Below are 25644 nucleotides of genomic sequence, written 5' to 3'. Positions count from 1 at the left end.
TTAGGCATGAAATCAGCCGTGTTGCTAGTGGTGCTCATTTTTTTATTTACTTAGGTTAGTGGTAGGTAAAGCACCGCTAATCCATGTGTTTCCTCACCTTTCAAAGCCCATCCTGCATTTTCTCTAGTAAACCCTAAAAAAACATGATTAAAAGCGTTCAAAAGACCAGCTACTGCATGGTCTTTTGAACGCCCCTCTATTTCGTTGCCTGCTCCTTTAATGAGCGACGTAAAATTTTACCTGTTGTATTTTTAGGAAGCTCATCGATAATTTCAATGACTTTTGGTACTTTATATTTCACAATATGCTCTGCACAATATTGCTGTAATTCCTCGGCACTCATGCTCTTATCCTTTAACACGACATATGCATATACCGCTTCTCCAAAATCTAAATCTGGTAAACCGATAACTGCAGCCTCCACAACATTCGGGTGTGCATAAAGCACTTCCTCCACTTCACGCGGATAAACATTATAGCCCCCAACGATAATCATATCTTTTTTGCGATCAACGATATAGAAGTAATCTTCCTCGTCCTTGCGCGCTAAATCGCCTGTGTAAAGCCAGCCATCTTGGATTGTCACAGCCGTTTCTTCAGGCATTTTATAATAGCCTTTCATCACATTTGGTCCACGCACAATGAGTTCGCCAACCTCGCCGACAGGTACTTCATTGCCCTCTGGGTCAACAACTTTATTTTCAACATTGACAATCGACTGACCGATTGAGCCTGGTTTGCGCTCTTTATCTAGTGGATTAAAGCATGTTACTGGCGATGCCTCCGATAATCCGTAGCCTTCTGAAATACGTACATTAAACTTTTGCTCAAAATTATGCAATAGCGATACAGGTAATGATGCACCGCCTGAAATAGCTAACCGCAATGTTTTAAATGCAGCTACATCGCCTTCAGCAAACTGATAAAGGAAATTATACATTGTCGGTACTCCTGCGAAGACCGTTGCCTCTTGCGCCTTAGCCAGCTCAAAAATTTCAGCTGGGCTAAAACGTGGCGCTAGTAGAATTGTAGCTCCTTGTACTAAAGGAGCATTGACGACAACTGTCAATGCAAAAACATGGAATACTGGCAATGTTGCAATCACACGATCCGTAGCAGATATTTTCAAATAAGCGCCAACATCACGCGCATTAGAATATAAATTACCATGCGTTAAAATAGCCCCTTTAGGATAACCAGTTGTACCTGATGTATATAAAATAACTGCATTATCATCCGTTTCCAATGCTACTGGCTCAGCTATTCCTTCTGCCGCTTGCAATAAAGCTGTAAACAGAACTGTTTTTGCTTTTGCACCTTCGCTTAATGCAGCGACCTTCTCCCCTGTGTCTGCTGCTGTTTCGCAAATAATATATTTCTCCACTTTCGTAAATACTTGTACCCCTTTATCTACAAGCGGTAGCAACATGTCCAGCGCAACAACTACTTTAACATCACCATTTTGGATAATATATGAAATCTCATCTGGCGTATAAATTGGATTAATCGGAATTACTGTTGCACCGATACGCATCGCACTATAAAGAGAAATTAAAAAATGAGGTGTGTTGCCAAGCAACAATGCCACATGGTCTCCCTTTTCTACCCCCATATCTTGCAAAGCTTTTGCAAAGCGGCTTACCGTCTGCTCAAACTCGTGATAGCTTGTATTTTTCCCCATAAAATGATAAGCCGTTTTTTCTGGCTGTTCGAGAGCTTGCTGTCTTACCTTTTCAACTAAATTCAATACACCCATCCCCCTTATATCAATTCCGTCAAAAGCGCCTATTGATTCAGCGGAAGCTCAGACATCTACTAAACCAATATAAAATGAATTATCATTCATTTTATATTATTGTAAAATAAAAATCTGAATATGACAATAGCTTTCAAGTGATTGTGCAAAAATTCTGTCGTTCATGTCATTTTATGCTCGTTTTTACAAGCGTACATGCGCGATATAACGCCATCTAATCAAATAAAAATAAACGACCTGAATAAGGACAATAAAGCCAAACGCCAAAACAATTTCTTTCCCTAATGAGACATGCATAACATTTTTTAAAATAGCTTGTAACACAAAGAAAGCAAATACACTATGCACAAGTGCTAGTCCCCAAGGAAGGAAAAATTGTGGAAATAAATAACGCGTAATTAAGTTTTTTTGTTCACTATCTGTTAGACCCATGCGCTTTAATACGTCAAATTGCTTCTTTTCACGCTCCAAGCTTGTATATAGCTTGAAATAAATAAAGCTCCCAGCAGCTAATAAAAATACCGCTACAACGAGCAGACCAACTAACATAAACAAGGAATAGGCAGCTAATATATAAGAATAATTTAACCCTGCATTTTCAAAATAAAATGGCAGTGTATAATTCTCTTTTAAATATTCCTCTGCAACAGCATGATGCAAATCTAGACCGATATTTGCCGCTTCTACCCAATTAGCGATATCGAATGCTAGAAGATGATAGCTTGATTCAACAACATCTGCACGCTCAAACGGTTGTGTGATTTTTTCAAAATCTTCATCACTAACAATAATGGCATTGCGGCTAATAATCGCGTCAGGGAAAATAAGCTCTGGATAAACACTGTTGATAACAAGGTCAACCTCGCTTTCTTTTAGTGTTGTACGTACAGTCATATCTCCAAGCTCTTTTATCGAATCGTCTGAGTAAGCAATAAACATCGCTTCACCCGGCTCAAGCCGCACCATTGAATAGCCATATGAAAATAGCAAATGGTTAATATTTGTTACACTGAACACTTCAACAGGATTGGAAGTATGGGTAGATGTTTGTCTTTTCACAACAAAGCGCGTTAAATTATACGATAGCCCTGCTTCTTCTAGCTCGTAAATTAATGATGAAATATGCGCCACTTCATACTCATTGTCTACATTCCCTTTATAAATAATGCCTAAAGGGTTTAGCTTATCGTATTGAGACGTGTAGGATGATAAAGCAGACAATACACCTACACATAAAAAGGCTAATGTTGAAACAAGTGTTACAACAAAAAACATTTTTCGATTGCTATACATAATATGTCCTTGCTCAGCAAGCGATAGCATACGTGTTTTTCGCCAATAGACCTTTTTGCGCCTCTTTACTCGCTCGATAAAGGCTTGTATCGTATCAGTAAACAAAAAATACGTACCGATTGTCACGATAATTGGGATGATTAATAAAAAAATTGGCAATGTAAAAAATGTTGTAATGATTGCTAATGTATAACCAAGACCAATTAGAAAAACACCTAAAAATGCACCTATTTTTGAGTATGAATTGGAGACATCGATATATTGATGTCCTTTTAATAAATCAATCAGCTTTGTTTCCCGCGTCATTAACACACTGATAAAGGAAATAACAACAAAGGCACTTAAAAATACAGTAAGCGTTAAAACGAATGGCTCCCATGAAAAATACAAAGGTAGCTCATCTAAATATAAAATCTCGCGCACAATCATAAAGAAAAATTTTGAAAACGCGTAGCCGAATGCGATGCCAAAAACACAGGAAATAACACCAATTAACATCGTTTCTAAAAAGACGAGCTTGCTTAATTGCCTTTTTTCCATCCCAAGATGCAGTAAAACGGCAAATTCCTTTGAGCGTGCCTCCAAAAAAGCCTTCATCGAGTAAAAAATAAAAAACCAGGAAAATAGCATTAAAATCACTTCTGCCACAACCATTCCTAACAAGGAAACATTGCCTAAAAAGCCATGCTCACTCGCTGGATGAAACATTAACATTGAGTAAATAAAAAAAACAAAAACAGAGAAAAAGCTTGCCATAAAAAAAGCGGCATAGATGCGAAAATTGCGAAACACATTACGGTAAGCGAATTGTTGAAAGGTCACCCACTTGCCCTCCTAATAAACTTAAAACATTTAAAATACGCTGGAAAAATGTTTGGCGGCGATCATCTCGATAAATTTCGTTAAAAAACTCACCATCTTTAATAAACAGCACACGATCACAATAGCTAGCAGCAATCGGGTCATGTGTTACCATCACAATTGTCGCCTGTCGCTCCTCATTAATTTTGCTTAATAGCTCAAGCACTTCTCGCGATGCATGCGAATCAAGATTTCCTGTTGGCTCATCGGCTAGTATGATAGAGGGCTGATGGATTAATGCCCTAGCAATAGCTGTGCGCTGTGCTTGTCCCCCTGAAATTTCATTCGGGCGCTTTTCCAAAATCGATTCTATGCCCAATTTCTCAGCTAAAACAGCAAGTCGCTTTTCCATTACTTGCAGTGGCTGATTATCCAGCGTTAATGGCAAGACGATATTTTCCTCTACTGTTAGCATCGGTAATAAGTTAAAGTCTTGGAAAACAAAGCCGAGCTGACGACGCCTAAAATAGGCAAGCTCTGTTTTATTTAAGCTTTGTGGCTTTATTTTTTCCAAAGTAATTTCACCGGATGTCGGATAATCGATTGTTGAAATAATATTTAACAACGTCGTTTTGCCGCTACCAGATGGTCCCATAATCGCTAAAAACTCACCTTTTTCCACTTCAAAGCTTAGCTGATTGAGCGCGCGATGTGTTACTTTTCCTTCATATACTTTTGTTACTTCATTAATTTGTAATATCGCCACGATTATCCCCCGTTTCGCTCGCTTGAAAATGTTATATTGACGGTTGTACCAACACCGACCGTTGATGTAATAATAAGCTGGTGCCCCAGCTTTTCGCATATTTCATTTGCTAAATAAAGTCCCATTCCAGTAGATTCACCTGTTTTTCGTCCGTTTTCTCCTGTGAAGAAAGCCTTTGTTATGCGCGATAAATCTGATTTAGGTATACCGATTCCTTCATCCTTAATCTTCAAAGTAATGCTTCCTTCCCGTTGCTGTGCATAAATTAGTATTTTTTTATTCGGTTCAAATGTATATTTCACAGCATTAGTAATAAATTGCCCAAGGGCAAATTGTAACGATTTCGAATCACTTGCAACGACTAACTCATCATCTATATGAACTTCTGGAAAAACACGATTTGTAATAAATAAGCGCTTATGCTCATTTACTACAGTCGTGACAATGGACTTTAATGGCACTTGCTCCACTTGCATATCATCCTCAAAGCTATCGATACGGGCACTCATTAACACCATATCTAGACCACGCTTTAGACGCTCCACTTCCTCCTGCACACTTTTTTTATCTAACGAGGTTTCCTCCTGTAACAACAGCTCTAAAACAGCAATCGGCGTTTTCATTTGATGGATCCATTGATTCATAAATTTATATTGACGCGTTTGCTTTGCATACAAAGATTGCACCTCGTTTTGATAAACATAATAAAGCTGTTGCATGTACTTTTCCGTCTGCATATATTCCGTTGTTTTAGCGTTTTTTTGAAGCGCCTCCTCCATCGTAGTGGGCAATTGTGTAATTTTACTTAAATAGCGACGGCGTAGCATATAGCGCACTGCTAAAAAGGATGTAATCAATATTGCGCTAATAATAATGCTATAAAGTGCTGTTTCAAAATTGCGAAAGCCATCTAGAAAGTACAGCAGTAAAACAAATAGCACGAGCAGTAATTGAAAAATAATGTAGGAAATGTGTTCTTGTAAAAAAAGCTTTAACCCCATTACATTTCCTCCGCACTAAGCACGAAACGATACCCCGCGCCACGTACCGTTTCGATTATTGATTTCACATGATAATCCGCCAGCTTCTTACGTACGCGCGTCATATTGACATTCAGCGTATTTTCATCAACAAATGCTTGGTCATCCCATAGTTGCTCAAGCAGCGCATCACGCGAAACCACTTTCGGCGCTTGTCCGAGAAGTAAATCTAAAATGATACATTCCTTTTTTTGCAAAGGAATAACACTATCCTTGACATGCAGCTCCATGCTTTCTAAATACAGTGTAAGCACACCTTGCTTTACTGTGCGCTCCTCCTGCCTTACCGCATACTCTCCATATGTACGACGTAAATGACTACGAATTTTTGCCAACACAATTTCATAATTGAATGGCTTCGTAATAAAATCATCTCCGCCATTTTCAAGCGCAAAGATTTGATCCATTTCTCCCGAACGCGCTGAAATAAATAAAATCGGACATGTCGTATGTTGCCTTAGCTGACGACACCAATAATAACCATCGTAAGCAGGCAAATTTATATCAAGTAGCACCATATGCGGTGCAAATGCTAAAAACTCATCAATTAACGCATCAAAATCTTGTACTGTCGCTACTTCATATTGATATTTGCGTAGCGTTTCTGCAAGCAAAGAAGCGATTTTTTTATCGTCTTCTACAATAAAAATCCGATGCTTTTCCATGAAAAAAACCTCCTTTTTCCAGGTGCCAGGCACTCACACAATTCTCACACAATTTACGTAGACGCACCCGCAACCGAGAAGTTTCGTGAACTCCCTCCCTTAAGCTTACATGATTTCATATCAAAATTGAAAGCACAATGAAAGGAAGATGTTTATTGCTTCTCTTTCACTGAGGTGAAATGCTGCCAATCCCTTTGTTTCTCTCGTTTTTAAGGAAATCCTCTCCGTCTTAATAGGCAAGCTTTCTGCAAAAACAACGAAGGCGTCCATACACACCGGCTACTGCACGGCTTTTTGGATGCCCTCTCACTCATTAATAGATTAACTGTAAAAAGTCTTCGATTGTAATACCGCCGAAATATTTTGCAATATCAATTTCCTTTAATGCCTCATTGATTGCTGCACGGTCATATTTACAGCCTTTTAAAAGCTGCTCTACTTCCGCTACATCACCAACACCGAAGAAGTCCCCATAAATTTTTATTTCTTCAATAATGCCGCGATTTACCTCTAAGCGGATATCGATGCCGCCAGATGGGAAACGATGTGTTTTTTGAATATTGAAGCGTGGTGATTTGCCGTAATTCCACTCCCATTTTTGATAGCGCTCCGCCGATAGTTCATGGATTTTTTTCCAATCCTCATCAGTTAACTCATAATAGCGAATATTTTCCTCACCATCGAAGATTGATTTTAAAATTTCCATACGGAACTGCTCTACAGAAATTTTTTCTGTTAAAAACTCTGAGATATTGGCAACACGTGAGCGTACAGATTTAATACCTTTTGACTCAATTTTGTCCTTCTTTACTTTTAGTGCAGATACAACTTGATCAATATCTGTATCAAACATCAATGTACCATGGCTAAACATGCGACCACGTGTAGTATATTGCGCATTGCCCGATACTTTACGACCTTCCGCCAAAATATCATTGCGCCCTGACAACTCTGCATTGACACCTAATTTTGCAAGTGCATCGACTACAGGCTGCGTGAATTTTTTATAGTTGTGGAAGCTATCGCCATCATCCTTCGTTAAGAAGCTAAAATTCAAATTGCCTAAATCATGATAAACAGCACCACCGCCTGATAAACGACGCACAACAATAATATTATTATCCTCTACATAATCTGTATTAATTTCTTCAATTGTATTTTGGTTTTTGCCAATAATAATGGAAGGCTGGTTAATATAGAACAGCAGAAAATCATCTTGCTCAATATCCATATTGCGCAAGATGTACTCCTCAATCGCTAAATTAATACGCGGGTCTGTAATGCCTTTATTATCAATAAAATACATGTTGTATCTTCCCTTCATCAAATGTTCATATTTTATTTTAACTTAAATTAGGCATTTTGTGTTGACGAATGCACACTGTTATAATACAATACATATAAATAAATCAGTATTATAACAGTTAACTCAAGGGAGGGAAAATGCTTATGTTAGAAAACGTAGTGGAATTTTTCAGAAACTTACCAGAGAAAACTTGTATACAATGCGGTAAAAAGATGGAAGAGCAAAGCGAATGCTACAGCCATGCTTGTGAAAACTGCAATAAAATCTAATCACGTGAATCGCATCCCTATGATGATTCTATAAATGAACTGCTTACACATAAAAGGCAACAAGAAGGCAAATATTCATTCGCCCTCTTGCTGCCTTTTGCAATTTTATATTCATGATGAGGATAAAACCGGAAAATAATCATCTTAGACCTATTTTTTATTCAAGTAATTCTCTTTGTTTTTCTTTTTATTCATCACCTCTAGACTAGGGACTGTCCATAGCAGATAGTGACAATTTATTGTCACCACCCGCATATTTACAGCAAATATCTTTTATAAAAGCTATGGTTGAAAAGGTGTACCCTTTCCATTATGCCTCTTGCTTCGAATAGCGACGCGTAAAAATTAATGCGAAGTAGCCAAGCGTAATTGCTAAGCTTACAACTGCAAAGCCCGCTAATACGGCAAAGTTGAAGCCTAAGAAGGCTGCGTCACCTGTGGAGATGGCTACTTTAAATGCTTGCACAGAGTACGTCATTGGGAAGAATGGGTTAAATGCGCGCAATGGCATTGGCACTAATTCTAATGGGAATGTACCCGCACTTGTTGTTAATTGGATGATTAAAATGAGGATAGCTACAAAGCGTCCCGGGTCACCCATAATTGATACAAGCATTTGAATAATCGCTAAAAATGTGAAGCTTGTTAATACTGTTGTTAACATAAACCACGGCAAACTTTCTACCTGTAGCCCTAAAATACCAACGACAATTGCAACTATAATCGCTGATTGGATTATACCAACCACTGCTAGTACAGAAACTTTACTGAAGAACCACGTAACCGCATTTGTCGGGCGAGCTGCGGGTTCTACAAATGGGAACACAATCGAAATTAATAGAGCACCTACGAATAATCCTAGTGAAATAAAGTATGGTGCGAAACCAGTTCCATAGTTAGGTACATGGTTTACTACAGTTTTCTCTACATCTACTGGCTGTGCGACCATTTCATAGTTCGCATCACTAGAGTCAATATTAGCCTCTTCGCTTGCTTCTTGTAATTTAGACGTTAATGTTGTCGCACCTTCAGCAAGTTCCTTCGTACCTTCTGCTAAAGTAGTAGAGCCATCAGCTAATTCACCAGATTTTTCAGCAAGTAGCGATGTGCCATCGTTTAATTTACCTGTACCAGAAACGACCGTATTTAAGCCTGCTGCTAATTCGTTAGCGCCAGTTTTTGCTGCATTAGCACCTTCTGTTAATTCATTTAATTTTTCAGCAATCGCTGCATTACCATCAACAATTGTATGAATTCCGCTACTTAAAGCATCGCTACTTGCTACAAGATTATTTGCACCTTCTGTAATTTGTTGTTGACCTGCAAGTAATTGATTGCTGCTTTCATTTAACTGTGAAACGCCTTGCTGCAATGAGTTGGAGCTTACTGTTAAATTGTTTAAGCCATCAACCAATTGTGTACTACCTTCATTTAGTTGTGTTAATGTCGCCTGCAAGCTCTCTGCCTTTTCAGCAGGTAGTGTCGCTAAAATTTGTTGCATTTGCTCTGATAACGAGTCAATTCCTGCATTTAATTTTGTTGCACTATCACTTAATTGATTGGCACCAGCCTGCAAATTGCCTGTGCTTTCTGTTAAAGAGCCTAATCCTTCATTAAATGACTGCTGTTTTTCTACTAATGTTTTTTGGCTGTCCGCAATTTGTGCCGCGCCATCCGTATAATTATTTATCCCTTGTGCGAGTTGCTTTGCGCCAGTCGATAATTCATCTGCACCTGCTGCGAGCTGTGAGCTACCTTGTGCGAGCTTTGCTACACCATCAGCTAAGCTTGTTGCTCCTGTTGCTGCCTTTTGCGCGCCTTGCTTTAACTCACTCGTACCATCAGCAAGCTCAATTGTGCTCGATGCTAACTGCTCTAAATAGCCTTGTAAATCATTAGCGCCATTCATAATTTCCTTAGCGCCCTCATCTAATTTAGATGCACCATCAGCCGCCTCAGCAAAGCCATCGCCTAGTTGCGTAATGGAAGTAAATAATTTTTCAGCATAGGTTTTTGCTACTTGCGAATTGACTTCAATTTTAATCTTTTCCATGGCTGTCTCACCAATTTGAGCACTTAAAAAGTTAAAGCCCTCGTTTGGAATATAGTCAATTACTAATTTTGATGGCTGTTCGTCAAGCAATGTTGTTGCGTGTTGAGAGAAGTTTTCTGGAATGCGGATAAGCATATAGTAATTACGATCCTGAAGTTGCTCCTCCGCATCCTCCGCTGTTATTTCTTCAAACTTAAATTGCTCACTTGAAACAAGCTTATCCGTCAGCTCCTCACCAAGCTGCATCGTTTCCCCTTCAAATGTTGCACCAGTATCCTCGTTTACAATCGCAACAGGTAAATTCGTTAATTGTGCATAAGGATTCCAAAATGCCCATAAAAACATCCCGCTATACAGTACTGGAATGAATAGTACTGCAATGATTGATATGAACATTTTGCGTGTCTTGAAAATTTGCAACCATTCAGATTTAAACACTGTTATCACCTTTCTTTTTACGAATTGACCGAAATCGTCATACGGTCATTTTAGAGTAATAAAAAATCAAAGTTCTGTCCGAAAAGCTGACTCATCTTTGATACAACAAAAAGTTGATTGTACTTAGCCATTTTAAAGTCAAAGGAAAAGACGTTAGATTCACTGTTTATAACCTTTTAAAACGGTCATTATTTTAATAAAGGATAAATGAATCGTCTGAAAAGCAGTGCTTTGCATGCTTTTCGGACGTCCCCTGATTTTTCGATTACCTCTGTAAGCCTCTGAAAATCGTTTGCTTAAAAATAGCCAAAATTTGGTCTTCACTCATTGGCTCATCATGTATTTGCTGCCAATCTACAACGAATGCTAAATAAGATTTAAACAATAAATACGCGACGAGTGGCGCATTGCAATCATGCACTTCACCTTTGTTAATGCCGATTTCAATGCGACTAGCAATATAAGAAACTCCCTCACTTTCAATATCTTGAAGCATTTGCTTAACTGCTGGTGTACGTAATTCCTTTTCTTCCTCAATCAATTTTGCAAAAAGGACATGGCGCTCTCTAAATTCCAGCATTTTCATTAATACACTATGACCATTTTCAGTAAATGATTTATTTGTATCAATTGTTGCATCCATCGCGATTTTCATTTCTTTAATAAGCGACAAGACAACTTCTTTTAAAATTTCTTCTTTATTAGAGAAAAATGTATAAATCGTTCCTTTTCCGACGTTTGCAATTTTAGCTACTTGCTCCATTGTCGTTCCCTTATAACCGAATAAAGAAAATGACTTAGTAGCTGCTTCTAAAATTTCCTGTCTGCGATCCAATTCATTCCCCCCTTTTTCATAAAGAATATCTTTTAAAATAAAATGACCAGAAAACCATTTCGGTCATCTGGTCATTATTATACACGCCTCAAAAAAATTTGCAAGTATTTATCTTGTTTCAGTAAAAAAATTTCCTTCCCTATAAGACGATGAGATGAATGCTTTATTAATGGCCACCTTCATCATCTTCTCCATGGTCCTCATCGTCACCATGCTCACCATGGTTCATCGAATTATCGCTATTATCTTCTATTACTTTACTCATATCTGGACTACCAGCAATAATTTGCTGTTTCGGCATAACATGAATGCTTCGTGCTGTTGTATGTGCAAACATATAATAAACACCATCATGCTCAAAATTAAATTTCGCTTTATAAACGCCATCTTTATCTAACTTGCCATCTATCATATGTCCTTCATCTCTTAAGCCCGATTCCCATACCTCGAATTGAACAACTGCATCATCTACATTCTCTTCTCCTTGTGTGACATAAGCGATTAAGTCGATTTCCTCATTCACTGCGACAGCTTCTGGTGTTTGAATTTCTACTACAATTTCCTGGGGCATAACGCCGTTGTCTAAAGTATCTACTTCTGGCTCGTCATTACAGCCTACTAAAAACATTGGTACTGCTAATAAACTTAAAAACCACTTTTTCATTATTTATTCCTCCATTAATGGTATTTTCACATGCACACATGTGCCTATGCTTAATTCACTTTCTATCGTTAACTGTCCTTTGTGCTGCTTAATAAGCTGCTCAACAATTGATAGACCTAGTCCACTGCCACCATCAGACCGACTTCTTGCCTTATTCACCCGATAAAAACGCTCTGTTATATGCGGTAAATCCTCTTTTGGAATACCAATACCGGCATCCTTTATCGAAATTAGTGCATAGCGCTCAGCAATAGCTGTTGTAATTTCCACCTTTGAACCTACCGAAGAATAGCGAATTGCATTTTCTAAAATATTGATAAAAATTTGCTTTAACTTTTCCTCATCACCTAAAACAATTAATTCCTCATCAAGTGTTTCACGTAGTTCAATTTGTTTTATCTGTGCGGAAGCGTGTAAAATAGCCGTCACCTCACGCACTGTTTCTGCTAGGGCAATCGGGTAAAGCTCTAGTTCCTCTTGCTCCTGTGTCGTACGCGCTAATTGCAAAAGTTCATTCGTTAAACGCTCCATACGACTAGCCTCGCGGGTAATAAGTTGGATGGCTTCACGCTGTTCTTCCTCAGTCATATAATTTTGACCAATCGCCTCGCTATAGCCTTTAACATAGCTAATAGGCGTTCGGAGCTCATGGGAAACAGTCGCTAAAAAGGTTTTTTGCTGCCCGTCCTCCTGCTGGATAGCATATGCCATTTGATTAAAGGCCTCTGCAAGCTGACCTACCTCATCCTTTGATGCTACATTCACTCTTGTCTCATAATTACCTTCTGTCATTTTTTCCGCTGCCTGTTGCACCTCATGAAGCGGTCGCATAATACGGCGTAGCCCCTGTGCTATAAAGAAAGCTACACATAAGGAAAACAGTGCAGCCCCACCAATTAAGAAGCCAATTTCAGTATTAGCTAACTCGCTAATTTTTGTTAGTGGATAATATAAATAAATAATGCCTTCTAAGCGATTGTACTCAGTAAAAGGCAGTATGACGGAAATAATAGGGCGGTCGAAGCGCTTTTCATAGCCTACCTTCGTCACCGTCTCCCCTTGCAGTAATTGCTCGCGCTCACTCGGCCCAATGAGCGTATCATAATCTATGTCAAACGGTACACAAGCACTTAGTTCACGTGGATTACGCACCGCAAATATTTGAAAATGAGAATACGCATTGAAGTCCTCAACGCGTGCTATCAATGCATCGTCCACTTTCCCACCACGATACATCGTTTGCAGCTTTTCTCCTACTTCTACCATCGACTGCTCCATATCAGAAACATAAAGCTCTTCATAAATGAAGTTTGATAAAATATACATAAAAGCAATTGTCGCGATAAGTAAGCTGCACATTAATACCCATATTTTTGTCGTCAGCTTTTTCATAATGGTTCTCCGAATCGATAGCCAATTCCCCAAACCGTTTGGATATACTCACTCGCCTCTTTTAATTGTTTGCCAAGCTTTAAACGCAATGTTTTAATATGCGTGTCGACTGTGCGCGTCCCCCCCGCATAATCCATATTCCAAATGCGCTCTAGCAACTGCTCGCGCGAATAAACGATATTAGGATTTTGCATAAACAAATAAAGTATTTCATATTCCTTTAATGTTAATGGCACTGCTACATCTTGAACGAAAACTTTTCTCGACACTTCATCTATTTTAATCACACCATATACGAGCAGCTTTTGTCCTGCTTGTAAATCCACTGTTTCTGAACGTCTTAGGACAGCAAAAATTCTAGCAATAACCTCACTTGCAGTAAAAGGTTTGACAATATAATCATCAGCGCCCATCGTTAAGCCGTTTACTTTATCCTCATTCGCATCTTTCGCGGTTAAAAAAATAATGGGCACATTGGAAGTTTGTCGAATTGTTTTGCAGACAGTAAAGCCGTCAAGTTCTGGCATCATAATATCTAGTAAAATGAGGTCAATGGAATGTTTATTTAATTGCTCATATGCCTCGTAGCCGTTTGCCGCTGTAATAGTTTGTATGCTCTCCTTGCGCAAAACGACTTCTAACAAATTTCGCATATCCCGCTCATCATCTACAATTAATACAGTTGTCATTTAGGAATCCCCCCTTACCAGCAGTTGAAACGGCCCTTTTTCTGTTGAAATCGTTTCATCTATTTGACCTTGCTTGATAAAATATAATTTATTATCATCGTAGCCTGCAACGATAATATAATTATTAAAATAAGCAACTGCAAATGGATTTGCTCCCACCTCTAATTTCCATTTAATTTCACCTGTCGGTTCTGCCACATAAAGCATATTGCTACCATGACTGACAATCGCAAGCTCGTCCTCTTTTTGTGCAAAGCCCACAGGCATAATGGGCATTGTTCGCCTATAGAGCTCAGTACCTGTCGCTAAATCAAGCGCTTTTATCGCCTCATTTGGACGTATACCTTCACCATGTCCTCCGATGAATAACGTGTTATCAATTATCGCAAAGCCATGTGATGATTTTTCAATCGGCCATTCTGCCTGCAACTCTAAATCTTCCATTGAAACAACAGATAAAGTAGTATCTTTGTAATTGACAACATATAACAAGCCTTCATGCGCAATCATCGACATTGGATAGTTGCGTAAAGCAAGCTCTCCATCCGGTTCACCATATAAATTATAGCGCATTAAACTATTCGTCCGGCTATTCGTTAAAAAAATCATTTGCTCGTCCTTCGCATAATAGGCATTCGTTGTTCCAATACCCGTTTCCATTGTCGCGAGCTTTTTTCCCGAGGATAGCTCATAAATATCAGCCTCTGTCAATTGATGACCATATAATAAAACTCGATCTTGTTGAAGTAATATTGCACCTGTATATGCTTTTTCAAACGCCCAAGTTGTGAGTAGTTCACCATGTTTATCATAAAAAGTAATTGAAGGCTCTAAAATATTCACTGCTGCAACGAACGATTGATGTGGATTAATGCTCGCATAGCGTTCACCTGTACAGCCAACTAATAACAATACAAAAGCAATCATGCATGTTAGTTGATACTTCATCTACTCACCCTCCCACTCCATCGTACTGGATAATTGTGAAATAATGATGAAAAACTTACGGTAAATTTATGAACATTATATCTTCTAACAGCTAAGTAAGTGCATTGAATTCTACTTAAGCTCATTTTAAATCAATTACACCGAGGCTAACTCTAGTTGAGAAGCTTGAACTAGTGCTGTCTAATAAGACCTTTTTATTTCGACGACGCATTGAAAGAAAGTTTTCTCTATTTTAATGAGGCAATATTTTACCGAAACACTAAATAAAGCGTCCAAAACGCCGGCTACTGCACGGCTTTTTGGACGCCTCAATTTATGAAGTGCTGTAAACATCGATAGGATATAAATAAGGTGTTTCAGGCTCTTGAATTTCTACCCATTGCTCTATTTTAATAATTGGCAAATATGCCCCGTCAAACTCCGTTATATCTAGTGTTCCAATTACCTCAACCCATGTATCCTCAGCAAGAGAAGTTGCTTCAGGGAAATCAGAAAGGAAACCTACTATATTAGCATCTGCAATGCAATGTGTAATAAAAAATCTTGATATGACCATTTGATTTTGAGCGAATTCCTCTTCTTTCAAAATAAAACCATTTAATTGAATTCTTCTTCCTATATATTCCGATACATTATTATTTATTTCGTCATAATAAATAATATAGTCTTCTGCAGCCATATTGATTTTTGATTTTTTAAAAAGCTCCTTCTTCAAAAGCTCATATTCATTTTCTTGCATTTCCTTTCTACCCTCTATTAATGCTGGGTCAGGCTCATGGTCATATATGTTTTCGACAATCGGTTTATTTGAGCTAACATAATCTCCTATATTAGCTTGCTGCTGTTTTGTCAGCATCATCACCCCTCCTTTTTTATCAGCAATTGTAGAGCCTAATATTTGAGCTGGCAAAAGGAAGCCTGTAAGTATCGGTATAATAATAATTGTGTAGGAAAGAGCTTTTCTCGTAGTGAAGGACGTGTTTTCATGGTCATGTGTAGAACAGCAATGCTTGTCATGATGGTGCTTTTTTTCGGCAATTCTAGTTAACTGTACTAAAAATAAAATAAAAAATAAAACTGCCGCTACTATACTTAAATTGCCGTATTTAGGATTGATAAGTTTTTTTATTTCACCAGTCCAATGCAGGCTAAAAAGCATCGCAGAAAATGACAGTAAAATGCAGGCTTTAAAAGCTTGTCGATAGCTAATTTTCACGTTGTCCCCCCTATATATAATTTGCCAATACGAATAAACTAAAATAAACTACTGACGCGATAAAAATGAATAACCAAATAACAAATTTCACTCTAAAAACACCTAACAGCATCATTGTATTTTTTAAATCAATCATTGGGCCGAAAATTAAAAATGATAGGATTGCTGGAGTAGAAAATATTGAACTCAAGGATGCACCTATAAATGCATCTGCCTCAGAACAAAGAGAAAGGATAAATGCTAGTCCCATCATTACTAATAACGAGGAAGATAAGTCATTTCCAATTGAAACTAATGCCTTCGTAGACATATAAGTTTGTACAAAAGCAGCTAAAAATGCACCAATAATTAAATACTTGCCCATATCAAAGAACTCATCTACCGCATGTTTTAGCATGTTGTTTAATTTTTTTAAAAAAGGCTCTTTATCTGTTTTTATAGCGTTGTTGTCATGTAATATCTCTTTTTTAAATTGATTACCTTTAAATAATATACTAATAATTAGCGCAATAACCATCGCTATAGCAAAGCCTAGAATCATTCGTAACCCTGCTATTTTCATATCATTCCCGAAGGCCATGTAAGTTGAAATAATGACAATAGGATTAATAAGAGGCCCTGTCAGCATAAATCCAATAGCTGCGTGTATAGGCACTCCTTTTGTAATAAGTCTCCTCACTATTGGCACTATGCCGCATTCACAAGCAGGAAACAATGCTCCTACAACGCAGCCCATCAAGACTGACAGCCATTTACTTTTCGGAATCCATCTTTGAATATGCTCCTCTGTCAAAAATATTGAAATAAAGCCTGCAATTAATACCCCTATTAATACAAAAGGCAGGGCTTCTATTAAAATACTCAAAAAAATTGTATTTAGATTTAATAACGAAGCAGTTGTTGTGCTAAAGGACGTTAGATGGTTTACTATTGGCGAAATCAGAAACAACAATAATAAAATAAATATTCCCCAAGTAATCAATAACCCCTTTGACATAAAAGCGTTTTTTTCCATAATTACCTCCATGACTCGTGGATGTATATTGCAAAGTAAAGTAATTTATGAAAAATAGCATTTAGATATTCTTATAATTACTGTATACTTTTATCAACAAAATTTTTACCACTTGAATATTGGAGGGAGGTTCATTATGAAATTTCGTTTTTTTATTATTATAATTGTTGTACTATTTTTATCTGCCTGCATACCAAAAATAGTGACATTTGCAGGAGAAAACGAGAATTGGGAAGTCATTTTCGAGGTGACAAATGATAAAATAAAGAAGGAGCAATGCGTTGAGTTTTCAGGGTATATTCGCTATATCGGCAATGAGCCTATACCTGAGAAAATCGAATATACAATTAACCATGGATTTGAAACAACTGACACACCAACATTAGACGACAATGGTATATTTCACTTTACAAAGGGCTGCACATATGCAACAGAGGGTTCTACGGTTGAAATCACGATTCAGTGGGAAGATAAAGTAACTACAATCCATTTAAATAAATAAAGCTGTTTGAAAAAGTATTACCCTTTCAAACAGCTTTATAAAAAAACAGATATACTCCTGCTATTATTCAGGAGTTGTCCGAAAAGTCCATTTTGTTTTGACACTGCATTGAAATAAATGTTTTCATCGCTTCCCTTTTACAGAAGGATAACGCTGCTAAAGTCAATGTTCACCCATTTTTAAAAGAGGCGTTCTCTGTTTATATGAATCAACATTTTGCGAAACATCATCGCTACTGTCCCTCTTTATATTCAAACAACTTTGTAAGCATGCTCTCTGCCGCTTCTTTCCCTTGGGCAACACATTCTGGGACACTGATACCCTCATAGGAGCTTCCAGCCAATTGAACGTACGGAAATTGCTGCATTAATTCCTCTTGCATTGTATGAAGCCGCTTTTCATGTCCAACTGTATATTGCGGCATCCCTTGCTTCCAGCGTGTTACAACAGTTGTTAGAGGCTTATCTTTAATGCCTAATAAGCGACATAAATCTTGTAATACTGTCTTTTCAATTTCTGTATCAGATAGCTCTACGACCGCCTCATCCCCAACACGTCCGATATAAATGCGCAATAAATCATAACCATCTGGCGCTACATTATCCCATTTGCGGTTACTCCACGTACAAGAAGTAATAACAAAATCGCTGTTTCTAGATACGAAAAAGCTCATCGCATCCTTGTATTTTTCAATTTGCTCGCGCTTAAATGCCATCGTTACAGTAGCAATTGTCGCATAATTCATATTCGGCAAATGTTGCATTAAATTATGTGCTTTAAAGGCTTCTTTCGCAACATTAAAGGGTGAAGTCATAATAATGGAATCTGCTTGAATTGGCTCACCATTGTTTACATGTACAGTCATAGTGCCATCTAAAGCTTTATCTATCGATTCTACACGCACACCTTTTAAAATTCTGCACGTTGCTAATTGCTCCTCTAATACTTCTATTAACGTTTCCAAACCATTTTGAAATGATTCATAATAAGCTTCCTCGCCGATTACATGCGGGTACAAATGCTTGCCGTTTTTCTTTAACCCTAGTAATAAGCTACGATGCTCCTTTTCCAACTGAAAAAACTGCGGAAACATCGCCTGAATACTTAAATGGTCGATATCTCCTGCAAATGTTCCTGCTAATAATGGCTCTACTAAATTTTCAACTACTTCTTTGCCAAAGCGGCGTCTAAAAAAATCGCCAATTGGCTCATCTTCTTTTTCAGGCGATTTCGGTAATAATAAATCACCAATCGCTCGGATTTTACCTGTAAGCGAAATTAAACCGGATGTTATAAACGAAGATACCTCGGGCGCTCCCCCAAGTAAAATACCACTCGGAATAGGGTATAACTCGCCCCCAACTGCGACATAGGCTTGTCCCGTATTATGGCGAACAATTTCATCCTCAATACCTAAATCAGCAGCCAAATTACGCACGCTACCAGATTGGTCGAAAAACGATTCGGGACCTCGCTCAATTATAAAACCATCTTTACGCAATGTTTGAATTTTTCCCCCAAGGCGCAATGATGCTTCAATTACTGTAATTTCTATTGGTAAATTATTTTTTTTCGCTTCTTGCTGCAAATAAAAGGCTGCGGATAATCCAGTGATGCCTCCACCAACAACAACAATCCTCCGTTTTTTTCTATTCGTCACTATCATCACTCTCTTATTATAAGTATCGCATTTTACTATCCTTTATCTTGATTCAGAAGAAGATTTCTAATTCTATAGATGACAAAATGAATGTTCGTTAACACTCACTTTCGCAGGCGTGCAAACTCCTGCTGAATCAAGATAAGGCCTCTGGCAAATGCTTCAAATTTTACAAGGTATTAATTGGCTAATAGCTTAATTTAGCTATGCTTGTCAGGAATAACCAAAAATCTTAGCAAAAATTAGCCAAGGCATAATTGATTTCTAAATAGTGACTAGTAGCCACACTAGAATTAAATTACAGACCTTTATCAAGTGCGTAAGCCTTTTTAAATGGCATCTCACCATTCAAAGTGCAAACAACTGTCTGAAAGGTAGGCAGTAACCTACTTTTCAGACAGCCACATTTTTTTATGCTAATTTTTTATTAATGGCATCTACCATTGCATCAATAAATAATGTATGTGTATTTGGCATTGTTGGTCGATAATAGCCTACGCCTAGCTCATCACACACTACTTTACATTCGAAGTCATTGTCATATAGCACCTCTAAATGCTCTGTAACAAATCCAACTGGAGCATAAATGAATGCTTTATAGCCATGCTCTTTAAATAAATCACGTGTTAAATCTTGTACGTCAGGTCCTAACCAAGGTTCTGGGGTTTTTCCTTCTGACTGCCAGCCTACTGCAATATTTTCAATTGCTGACGCCTCTTTAATTAAACGTGCTGTTTCAATTAACTGCTCTTCATACGGATCGCCAGCAAGTTTAATTTTCTCAGGCAGGGAATGGTTTGAAACGATTAAACAGCAGTTTGCTCGCTCTTCCTCAGACATTTTTGCTAGTTCACCATCGACTGCTTGCTGCCAATATTTAATAAATTTCGGCTCATCATACCAAGCTTCCACTGATTTAATTGTTAAAGTACCGCCTAGTTTTTCAGCCGCTTCCTGTGCACGTCCATTATAGGATTTAATAGAAAATGTAGAGAAGTGCGGTGCTAATACGATTGAAACAGCATCCGTAATACCTTCTTTTACCATCGCTTCTACTGCATCTTCCACGAATGGCTCGATGTGCTTTAAGCCGATAAATACTTTATATTCTACTTCGTCCTGCACTTCGTTCAAGCGTGCACATAATGCATTAGCTTGTGCCTCCGTCATTTTTGCTAATGGTGAAATACCACCAATTGCACGATAGCGCTCTGCTAAATCATCAATATCCTCTTGTGCTGGCTTACGTCCATGGCGGATATGTGTATAATAGCGTTCAATATCTTCTTCCTTATATGGCGTACCGTATGCCATTACTAATAATCCTCGTACTTGTTTCATGCGTGTCACCTCTTCAATAGATTAATTTATCCCGCATTAACGGGCAGTAAGACGCCCACTTCAAGACTTAAGTGAAATCAGCATAAGGATAAGTGGGAAATCAACTGCCCGTAAATGCCTAATTGGTTCAACTAACAATCAGTAGGGGATGAGAAAAACCCCCACTAATTGAAGTTTCACTTTATCCGCGCTTCGCAATTTGCTCGCGGCTATATTCGTGAATAAACGCAGTTAGACGCTTCAAAACTGCTGGCTCAACGTCTGGGAATACGCCATGGCCTAAGTTGAAAATATGGCCAGATGCCTCTAAACCTTGATCGATAATTTCCTTCGCTCTCGCTTCAAGTACATCCCAGCTTGCTACTAGCATTGTTGGGTCTAAATTTCCTTGTACTGGCTTTGTAATACCTTTCGCGCGCGCCTCTTGAATGGATAAGCGCCAATCCAAGCCTACTACGTCAATCGGTAAGTCATGCCATTCATTTACTAAATGACTAGCGCCTACACCAAATTGAATAAGTGGTACATTTAATTTGCGTAGCTCACTAAAAATACGCGTCATAACAGGCTTGATAAAGATTCGATAATCAGCTACATTCAATGCGCCTACCCACGAATCAAAAATTTGAATAGCCTTCGCACCCGCTTCGACTTGCGCAGTAATATCAACAATAATCATATCTGCCAACTTGTCCATTAAAGTGAACCAAGCTTGCGGCTCTGATACCATGAAAGATTTTGTTTTTGCGTAATTGCGTGAAGGGCCTCCTTCAATCATATAACTTGCTAATGTAAACGGTGCACCACCGAAACCGATTAACGGTACGCTCAATTGCTCTTGTGTCAGCATTTTAATTGTTTCTAATACGTAAGGTGTGTGCTCCTGTGCATTAAACTCCCCTAGCTTTTCAACATCTTGCACAGAACGAATGGGATTAGAAATGACTGGTCCAACACCCGCTTTAATTTTCACATCCACACCGATTCCTGGTAATGGCGTGACAATATCTTTATAAAGAATAGCAGCATCCACATCATACTGCTCTACAGGTAAACGAGTTACGTAAGCACATAGCTCTGGCTGCATTGTAATTTCTTCAAGCGAATATTTTTCTTTAATTTCTCGGTACTCTGGCTGCGAACGCCCTGCTTGTCGCATATACCATACTGGCGTGTGTTCTGTACGTTCCCCGCGCGCTGCTCTTAGCAATGTATCATTAAATGTTTTCATATTTACTTAATTTCCTTTCCCCTCAATTTTATTACTGTTGACTCAATCCATTGATACCCATTATCAATAGTAAGCTGTCCACAGTCTATTGTATAGTTTTCTTATTAAAATGTCATAAAAATGTTGTTTCTATAAGCATTGTTTTGACAAATATTGTTTCAATAGCTTTAAATGGAGGTAATCATGTAAAACGGAGGCGATTCAATATGTATATTTACTTTACTTCTGGCACAGCAGATTTTATGGAGAAAGTACGAGCGAAGCATGCCGATGAAGCCATTTTCATTATGCACGGTGAAGGCAATACTGTGCTCATTCAAGAAAGTGATAAGAAAAAATCGGTATTTGCAGTACCGCGCAAATATGAGGTGCTTGATGCAGTGGGAGAATTACACCAAAAGGGTTACTTCGTTATGAACAATATCCCTGTCTCCGATGAAGGTCGTCCTGTTTTCGAGCACCGCTTTTTAAATCGCGCTGGCGCAATCGAACAGGAACCCGGCTTTATTGCATTTAGGCTACTACGACCATTAGATTCTGATACGTACATCGTTCTCACACAATGGGCTGGCCCCGCGTCCTTTGAAGCATGGCAATCCTCGCAGGCCTTTAAAAAAGCCCATAGCGAACGCCCAGCCACTTCGCCTGCCCAAAACATCTTTAGCGGCGCAAGCTATGTAACAAAATACGCTGCTCCCCTTGACGAAGAATAAGAATAGCGGGGGCTGTCCAAAAAGCCGTGCATAGCCGGCATTTTGGACAGTAGCGATGATGTTTCACAAAAGGTAGATTCCTATAAACAGAAAATGCCTCTTTGAAAAATGGGATGAACATTGGCTTTAGCAGCGTTATCCCTCTGTAAAAGGAAAGCGATGAAAACATTGATTTCAATGCGAGGGCAAAGCAAAATGGACTTTTCGGACAACTCCTTGCTCCTTAATTCCGTGAAACTCAGCAACCCGCGCCTACTATTCATTTATTTTGCGTTTTACAAGTTTTATTGTACATTTCCGCAAATTCGCTATTTTTTCGATAATCGTAGCGTTAATTCACTTACGACAATGATAATAATTGGAATCATATAAAAATGCGGTTGAGCGATTGCACAGAGTGTTACAATAATGGACTGCACTACACTCGTTATACGCAATAGCTTTTCTACAGCTTTCAAACGCTGTGTTGGAGCAATTGGGAATAACATATCCATGCGAAACTCGCCATTCGATAGCAGCGCTACCTTTAATTGCAATGTTGTCGCAAAGGCAAGTGCTGCCACAACAATCCATGCCACGATTGCGATATCAACAAAAGCTGTAATTACTGCGGCAATCGCAGTTAGGCGTAGCCATAAATAAAAATGGTCGTCCATCCGAATAAATGTACGGAATACTAAATAAAGCTGTGTGTTTTTACTCGAAAATGCAATCCATTTATAGGCACTATCCAACCAAGCATGTCGACGAATTGTACCACGTAAATGAGGTACATCTGTAAAGTAGTTAGCAAAACGGTAAAAGCGCAACATCCGATTTTGCTCCAAATGCACAAAATGCTCGTACGGTACAGGCTGCCCTATTACTCTCTTTTGTAGCGACATTTTATAAGCAAAAAATATGACTAGATAAATTGCTGCCAAATATACGCTCGATGTGAGTGCTGTTTCAATGGCTAAGATTGATAATAACCCCCTTGCTAAACGATCCACCACAATGGCCTGTCCACGGTTAGCAAAGCGATAATTGAACTCAATCACGACATTCAAATACTTTAAAGCAATGATAAAGGCTAGACCTAGCCAAATTTGCAATGACGATAGTTCCGTCACCGTTTTTAAAAGTGGTATCGTAACAATATACACAACAGCAGGGATAATGAGCTGGGACCAAAACGTCCAATTGACAGCCTTTTTAAAATAGACGGGCATCTGTGTTTCTAGCGGCAATAAATAAACTTGGTCTGGTTCCTTTATAAGCGTTGTCGGGCGGCTAAATGCAAGTAAAATGCCAACAGTGGCAGCTACTAACCATTCGGCAGGGAAGCTAGCTGGGGCTACCTTCAGCCATTCACTATATTGATAGCCTGCTGCTCCTGCAACGAAAACGAAAACAATTGCAATATGACCCGTCACAATAAAGCGCATATATTTCTGCACTTCATTAACAAAATGCCCGAAGCGCACCTTCCATATATTATGCATGTTGTTCATTGTCTTGCTCCTTTGTCATTGCAATATATAAATCGTCTAGGCTCGCATTTGGCATGTTAAACGCCGCGCGTAAATCATTCATCGTCCCTTGTGCACGCACATGTCCCTCATGTAATAAAATAATTCGGTCACAATACTTTTCTGCCGTTGATAAAATATGAGTTGACATTAAAATGGAAGCACCCTCTCGCTTCTTCGCATCCATTTGCTCTAAAAGAGATTGAATACCGAGCGGGTCTAATCCAACAAATGGCTCATCAACAATATAAAGTGCCGGGTTAATTAAAAAGGCACACATAATCATCACCTTCTGCCGCATCCCCTTTGAAAAATGCGCAGGAAACCAATTTAAACGCTTCTCCATTCTAAATTCCTTCAATAAATAGGCAGAGCGCTCCTTTAATGTTTTTTCATCCAAGCCATAAGCCATCGCAGTAAGCTCTAAATGCTCCTTCAATGTCAGCTCATCATATAAAATTGGCGTTTCAGGAATATAGGAAAAAGCTTTTCGGTACTCATCCATATTTTGTTTTAGCGTCACACCATTCAGGCGAATTTCTCCTGCCTGCGGTAAAAGCGTGCCGATAATATGTTTGATTGTTGTACTTTTGCCCGCGCCATTGAGCCCGATTAAGCCCACTAGCTCTCCTTTTTCAATTGTAAAAGATAAATTTTTAATAACAGGCTTACGCGTATAGCCACCTGTTACGTTCGTCACTTGTAAAATTGTCATGAAATGTCACTCCTATCTCTTCAGTTTAGTTTAACAAAAATAAGCAGAACAAGCAGTTCATATATGCTAAAATATATGTACAATTTGATTATTTTATATGAAGGAGTGCAAAAACAATGAGTGAGTGCCTATTTTGTAAAATTATTGACGGGTCTATCCCAAGTATAAAAGTATATGAGGACGAGCATGTATACGCTTTTATGGACATTATGCCTTTAACAAAAGGTCATACATTATTAATTCCGAAAAAGCATTGCCGTGATTTATTTGAAATGCCTGAAGATGTTGCTAGCCACTTATACGCAGCGGCACCGAAAGTAGCAAAAGCAATTCAATCAGCCTTCAATCCTATCGGTTTAAACACAGTAAACAATAACGGAGCTGCTGCTGGACAAACTGTTTTCCATTATCACCTGCACTTCATTCCACGCTACGATGAGACGGATGGCTTACGCTTAGTTTGGACAACAACACAGCCTTCTAAAGAAGAGCTAGCAGAGGCTGCTGAAGCGATACGTGAATTCATCTAATTCGATTGAGCCGAAGTCCCCCATTTCTCTCTAAGGCGGGATGTGCAAGAAAATAATAAAAAAAGAGAGCCCGGCGGATGTCACAGAATTTAAAGGAAGGCTGCAAGCCGTAGGTTAGTTAACCGTTGGCACAGGACGCGACGATTTTACAATTAGCTCGAAAAAATCTGGACGAGAGTTAACAGAAGCGTAATTAATTTTCTTTCTTGCTTTTTTATAAAATTATTCGTACAATAAAATGTAAGTTTTCGCTAATAGCAACGAGTGCATATTAGGAAAATGCCAAATTAAATGA

23 protein-coding genes are annotated in these 25644 nt (G+C 38.5%); 4 read left to right on the top strand and 19 right to left on the bottom strand.

Annotated features, from left to right (window positions below; translation table 11 throughout):
• Window positions 1-196: 196 nt before the first annotated feature.
• The 6 genes from MHH70_RS15880 to MHH70_RS15855 all read right to left on the bottom strand — a co-directional run bounded on the left by MHH70_RS15880 (window position 197) and on the right by MHH70_RS15855 (window position 7627).
• Complete coding sequence (locus tag MHH70_RS15880) at window positions 197-1747, bottom strand: fatty acid--CoA ligase family protein (RefSeq protein WP_107943331.1); 1551 nt, start codon at window positions 1745-1747, stop codon at window positions 197-199.
• A gap of 192 nt (window positions 1748-1939) precedes the next feature.
• A complete protein-coding gene (locus MHH70_RS15875) occupies window positions 1940-3871 on the bottom strand; it encodes an ABC transporter permease (RefSeq protein ID WP_066167168.1) in 1932 nt (643 codons plus the stop codon).
• A complete protein-coding gene (locus tag MHH70_RS15870; RefSeq protein WP_107943286.1) occupies window positions 3843-4616 on the bottom strand; it encodes an ABC transporter ATP-binding protein in 774 nt (257 codons plus the stop codon). The genes MHH70_RS15875 and MHH70_RS15870 overlap by 29 nt, the downstream gene beginning before the upstream one ends.
• Window positions 4617-4618: 2 nt before the next feature.
• Complete coding sequence (locus MHH70_RS15865) at window positions 4619-5617, bottom strand: sensor histidine kinase (RefSeq protein WP_066167175.1); 999 nt, start codon at window positions 5615-5617, stop codon at window positions 4619-4621.
• Window positions 5617-6321 carry a response regulator transcription factor gene (locus MHH70_RS15860; RefSeq protein ID WP_342471937.1) on the bottom strand — a complete coding sequence of 235 codons (705 nt, stop codon included), beginning with the start codon at window positions 6319-6321 and terminating at the stop codon, window positions 5617-5619. The genes MHH70_RS15865 and MHH70_RS15860 overlap by 1 nt, the downstream gene beginning before the upstream one ends.
• A gap of 313 nt (window positions 6322-6634) precedes the next feature.
• Window positions 6635-7627, bottom strand: a complete 993-nt coding sequence (locus MHH70_RS15855; protein WP_342471936.1) for a lipoate--protein ligase — start codon at window positions 7625-7627, stop codon at window positions 6635-6637.
• 143 nt (window positions 7628-7770) lie between these two features.
• On the opposite strand from MHH70_RS15855, the gene yhfH reads away from it, so the two are divergent.
• Window positions 7771-7896, top strand: coding sequence for a protein YhfH (gene yhfH / locus MHH70_RS15850; protein WP_082799036.1), 126 nt, complete (start codon window positions 7771-7773; stop codon window positions 7894-7896).
• A gap of 310 nt (window positions 7897-8206) precedes the next feature.
• Here yhfH and MHH70_RS15845 read toward each other — a convergent pair whose 3' ends face one another.
• From MHH70_RS15845 to MHH70_RS15810, 8 genes are all read right to left on the bottom strand, one after another.
• Complete coding sequence (locus MHH70_RS15845; RefSeq protein ID WP_342471934.1) at window positions 8207-10387, bottom strand: YhgE/Pip domain-containing protein; 2181 nt, start codon at window positions 10385-10387, stop codon at window positions 8207-8209.
• A 265-nt stretch (window positions 10388-10652) separates the two neighbouring features.
• Window positions 10653-11222, bottom strand: a complete 570-nt coding sequence (locus tag MHH70_RS15840) for a TetR/AcrR family transcriptional regulator (RefSeq protein WP_066167188.1) — start codon at window positions 11220-11222, stop codon at window positions 10653-10655.
• Between the two features lie 166 nt (window positions 11223-11388).
• Window positions 11389-11886 (bottom strand): FixH family protein, encoded by a 498-nt coding sequence (locus MHH70_RS15835; protein WP_066167191.1) that lies wholly within the window; start codon window positions 11884-11886, stop codon window positions 11389-11391.
• A gap of 3 nt (window positions 11887-11889) precedes the next feature.
• Window positions 11890-13278, bottom strand: coding sequence for a HAMP domain-containing sensor histidine kinase (locus MHH70_RS15830; protein WP_342471933.1), 1389 nt, complete (start codon window positions 13276-13278; stop codon window positions 11890-11892).
• A complete protein-coding gene (locus MHH70_RS15825; protein WP_066167196.1) occupies window positions 13275-13967 on the bottom strand; it encodes a response regulator transcription factor in 693 nt (230 codons plus the stop codon). Before MHH70_RS15825 ends, MHH70_RS15830 begins: the two co-directional genes overlap by 4 nt.
• Entirely contained in the window at window positions 13968-14915 is a 948-nt protein-coding gene (locus MHH70_RS15820) for a YncE family protein (protein WP_342471932.1), read from the bottom strand.
• Window positions 14916-15228: 313 nt separating this feature from the next.
• Window positions 15229-16131 (bottom strand): TIGR03943 family protein, encoded by a 903-nt coding sequence (locus MHH70_RS15815; protein WP_107943292.1) that lies wholly within the window; start codon window positions 16129-16131, stop codon window positions 15229-15231.
• 10 nt (window positions 16132-16141) lie between these two features.
• Window positions 16142-17146, bottom strand: a complete 1005-nt coding sequence (locus MHH70_RS15810) for a permease (protein WP_342471930.1) — start codon at window positions 17144-17146, stop codon at window positions 16142-16144.
• A gap of 136 nt (window positions 17147-17282) precedes the next feature.
• On the opposite strand from MHH70_RS15810, the gene MHH70_RS15805 reads away from it, so the two are divergent.
• On the top strand, window positions 17283-17648 hold the full coding sequence (locus MHH70_RS15805; protein ID WP_107943293.1) for a hypothetical protein: 366 nt from the start codon (window positions 17283-17285) through the stop codon (window positions 17646-17648).
• A gap of 232 nt (window positions 17649-17880) precedes the next feature.
• On the opposite strand, the gene hemY is transcribed toward MHH70_RS15805, so the two are convergent.
• The 3 genes from hemY to hemE form a co-directional block, all read right to left on the bottom strand.
• Complete coding sequence (hemY, locus tag MHH70_RS15800) at window positions 17881-19314, bottom strand: protoporphyrinogen oxidase (protein ID WP_107943294.1); 1434 nt, start codon at window positions 19312-19314, stop codon at window positions 17881-17883.
• Between the two features lie 405 nt (window positions 19315-19719).
• Entirely contained in the window at window positions 19720-20649 is a 930-nt protein-coding gene (gene hemH, locus MHH70_RS15795) for a ferrochelatase (protein ID WP_107943295.1), read from the bottom strand.
• A 181-nt stretch (window positions 20650-20830) separates the two neighbouring features.
• Window positions 20831-21880: a uroporphyrinogen decarboxylase gene (gene hemE, locus MHH70_RS15790; RefSeq protein ID WP_066167221.1), complete on the bottom strand. Its 1050-nt coding sequence runs from the start codon at window positions 21878-21880 to the stop codon at window positions 20831-20833.
• 206 nt (window positions 21881-22086) lie between these two features.
• Here hemE and MHH70_RS15785 point away from each other — a divergent pair, with 206 nt between their 5' ends.
• On the top strand, window positions 22087-22593 hold the full coding sequence (locus MHH70_RS15785) for an antibiotic biosynthesis monooxygenase (protein ID WP_066167224.1): 507 nt from the start codon (window positions 22087-22089) through the stop codon (window positions 22591-22593).
• A gap of 308 nt (window positions 22594-22901) precedes the next feature.
• Here the strand turns inward: MHH70_RS15785 and MHH70_RS15780 are convergent, their stop codons facing one another.
• Together MHH70_RS15780 and MHH70_RS15775 are read right to left on the bottom strand one after the other, a co-directional pair.
• Entirely contained in the window at window positions 22902-24086 is a 1185-nt protein-coding gene (locus MHH70_RS15780) for an ABC transporter permease (protein WP_342471929.1), read from the bottom strand.
• Window positions 24070-24819 (bottom strand): ABC transporter ATP-binding protein, encoded by a 750-nt coding sequence (locus MHH70_RS15775; protein ID WP_342471928.1) that lies wholly within the window; start codon window positions 24817-24819, stop codon window positions 24070-24072. Before MHH70_RS15775 ends, MHH70_RS15780 begins: the two co-directional genes overlap by 17 nt.
• Before the next feature lie 116 nt (window positions 24820-24935).
• Between MHH70_RS15775 and MHH70_RS15770 the strand changes: the two genes are divergently transcribed.
• The gene (locus MHH70_RS15770) at window positions 24936-25349 is read left to right on the top strand and encodes an HIT family protein (RefSeq protein WP_066167233.1); all 414 of its coding nucleotides are present in this window, start codon (window positions 24936-24938) and stop codon (window positions 25347-25349) included.
• Window positions 25350-25644 lie beyond the last annotated feature (295 nt).

The sequence above is a fragment of the Metasolibacillus sp. FSL H7-0170 genome (assembly GCF_038593115.1).
GTDB classification, from domain to species: Bacteria; Bacillota; Bacilli; order Bacillales_A; family Planococcaceae; genus Metasolibacillus; species Metasolibacillus fluoroglycofenilyticus.
The sequence above is the reverse complement of the archived record's forward strand: the minus strand, read 5'-3'. Positions and strand labels throughout refer to the sequence as shown.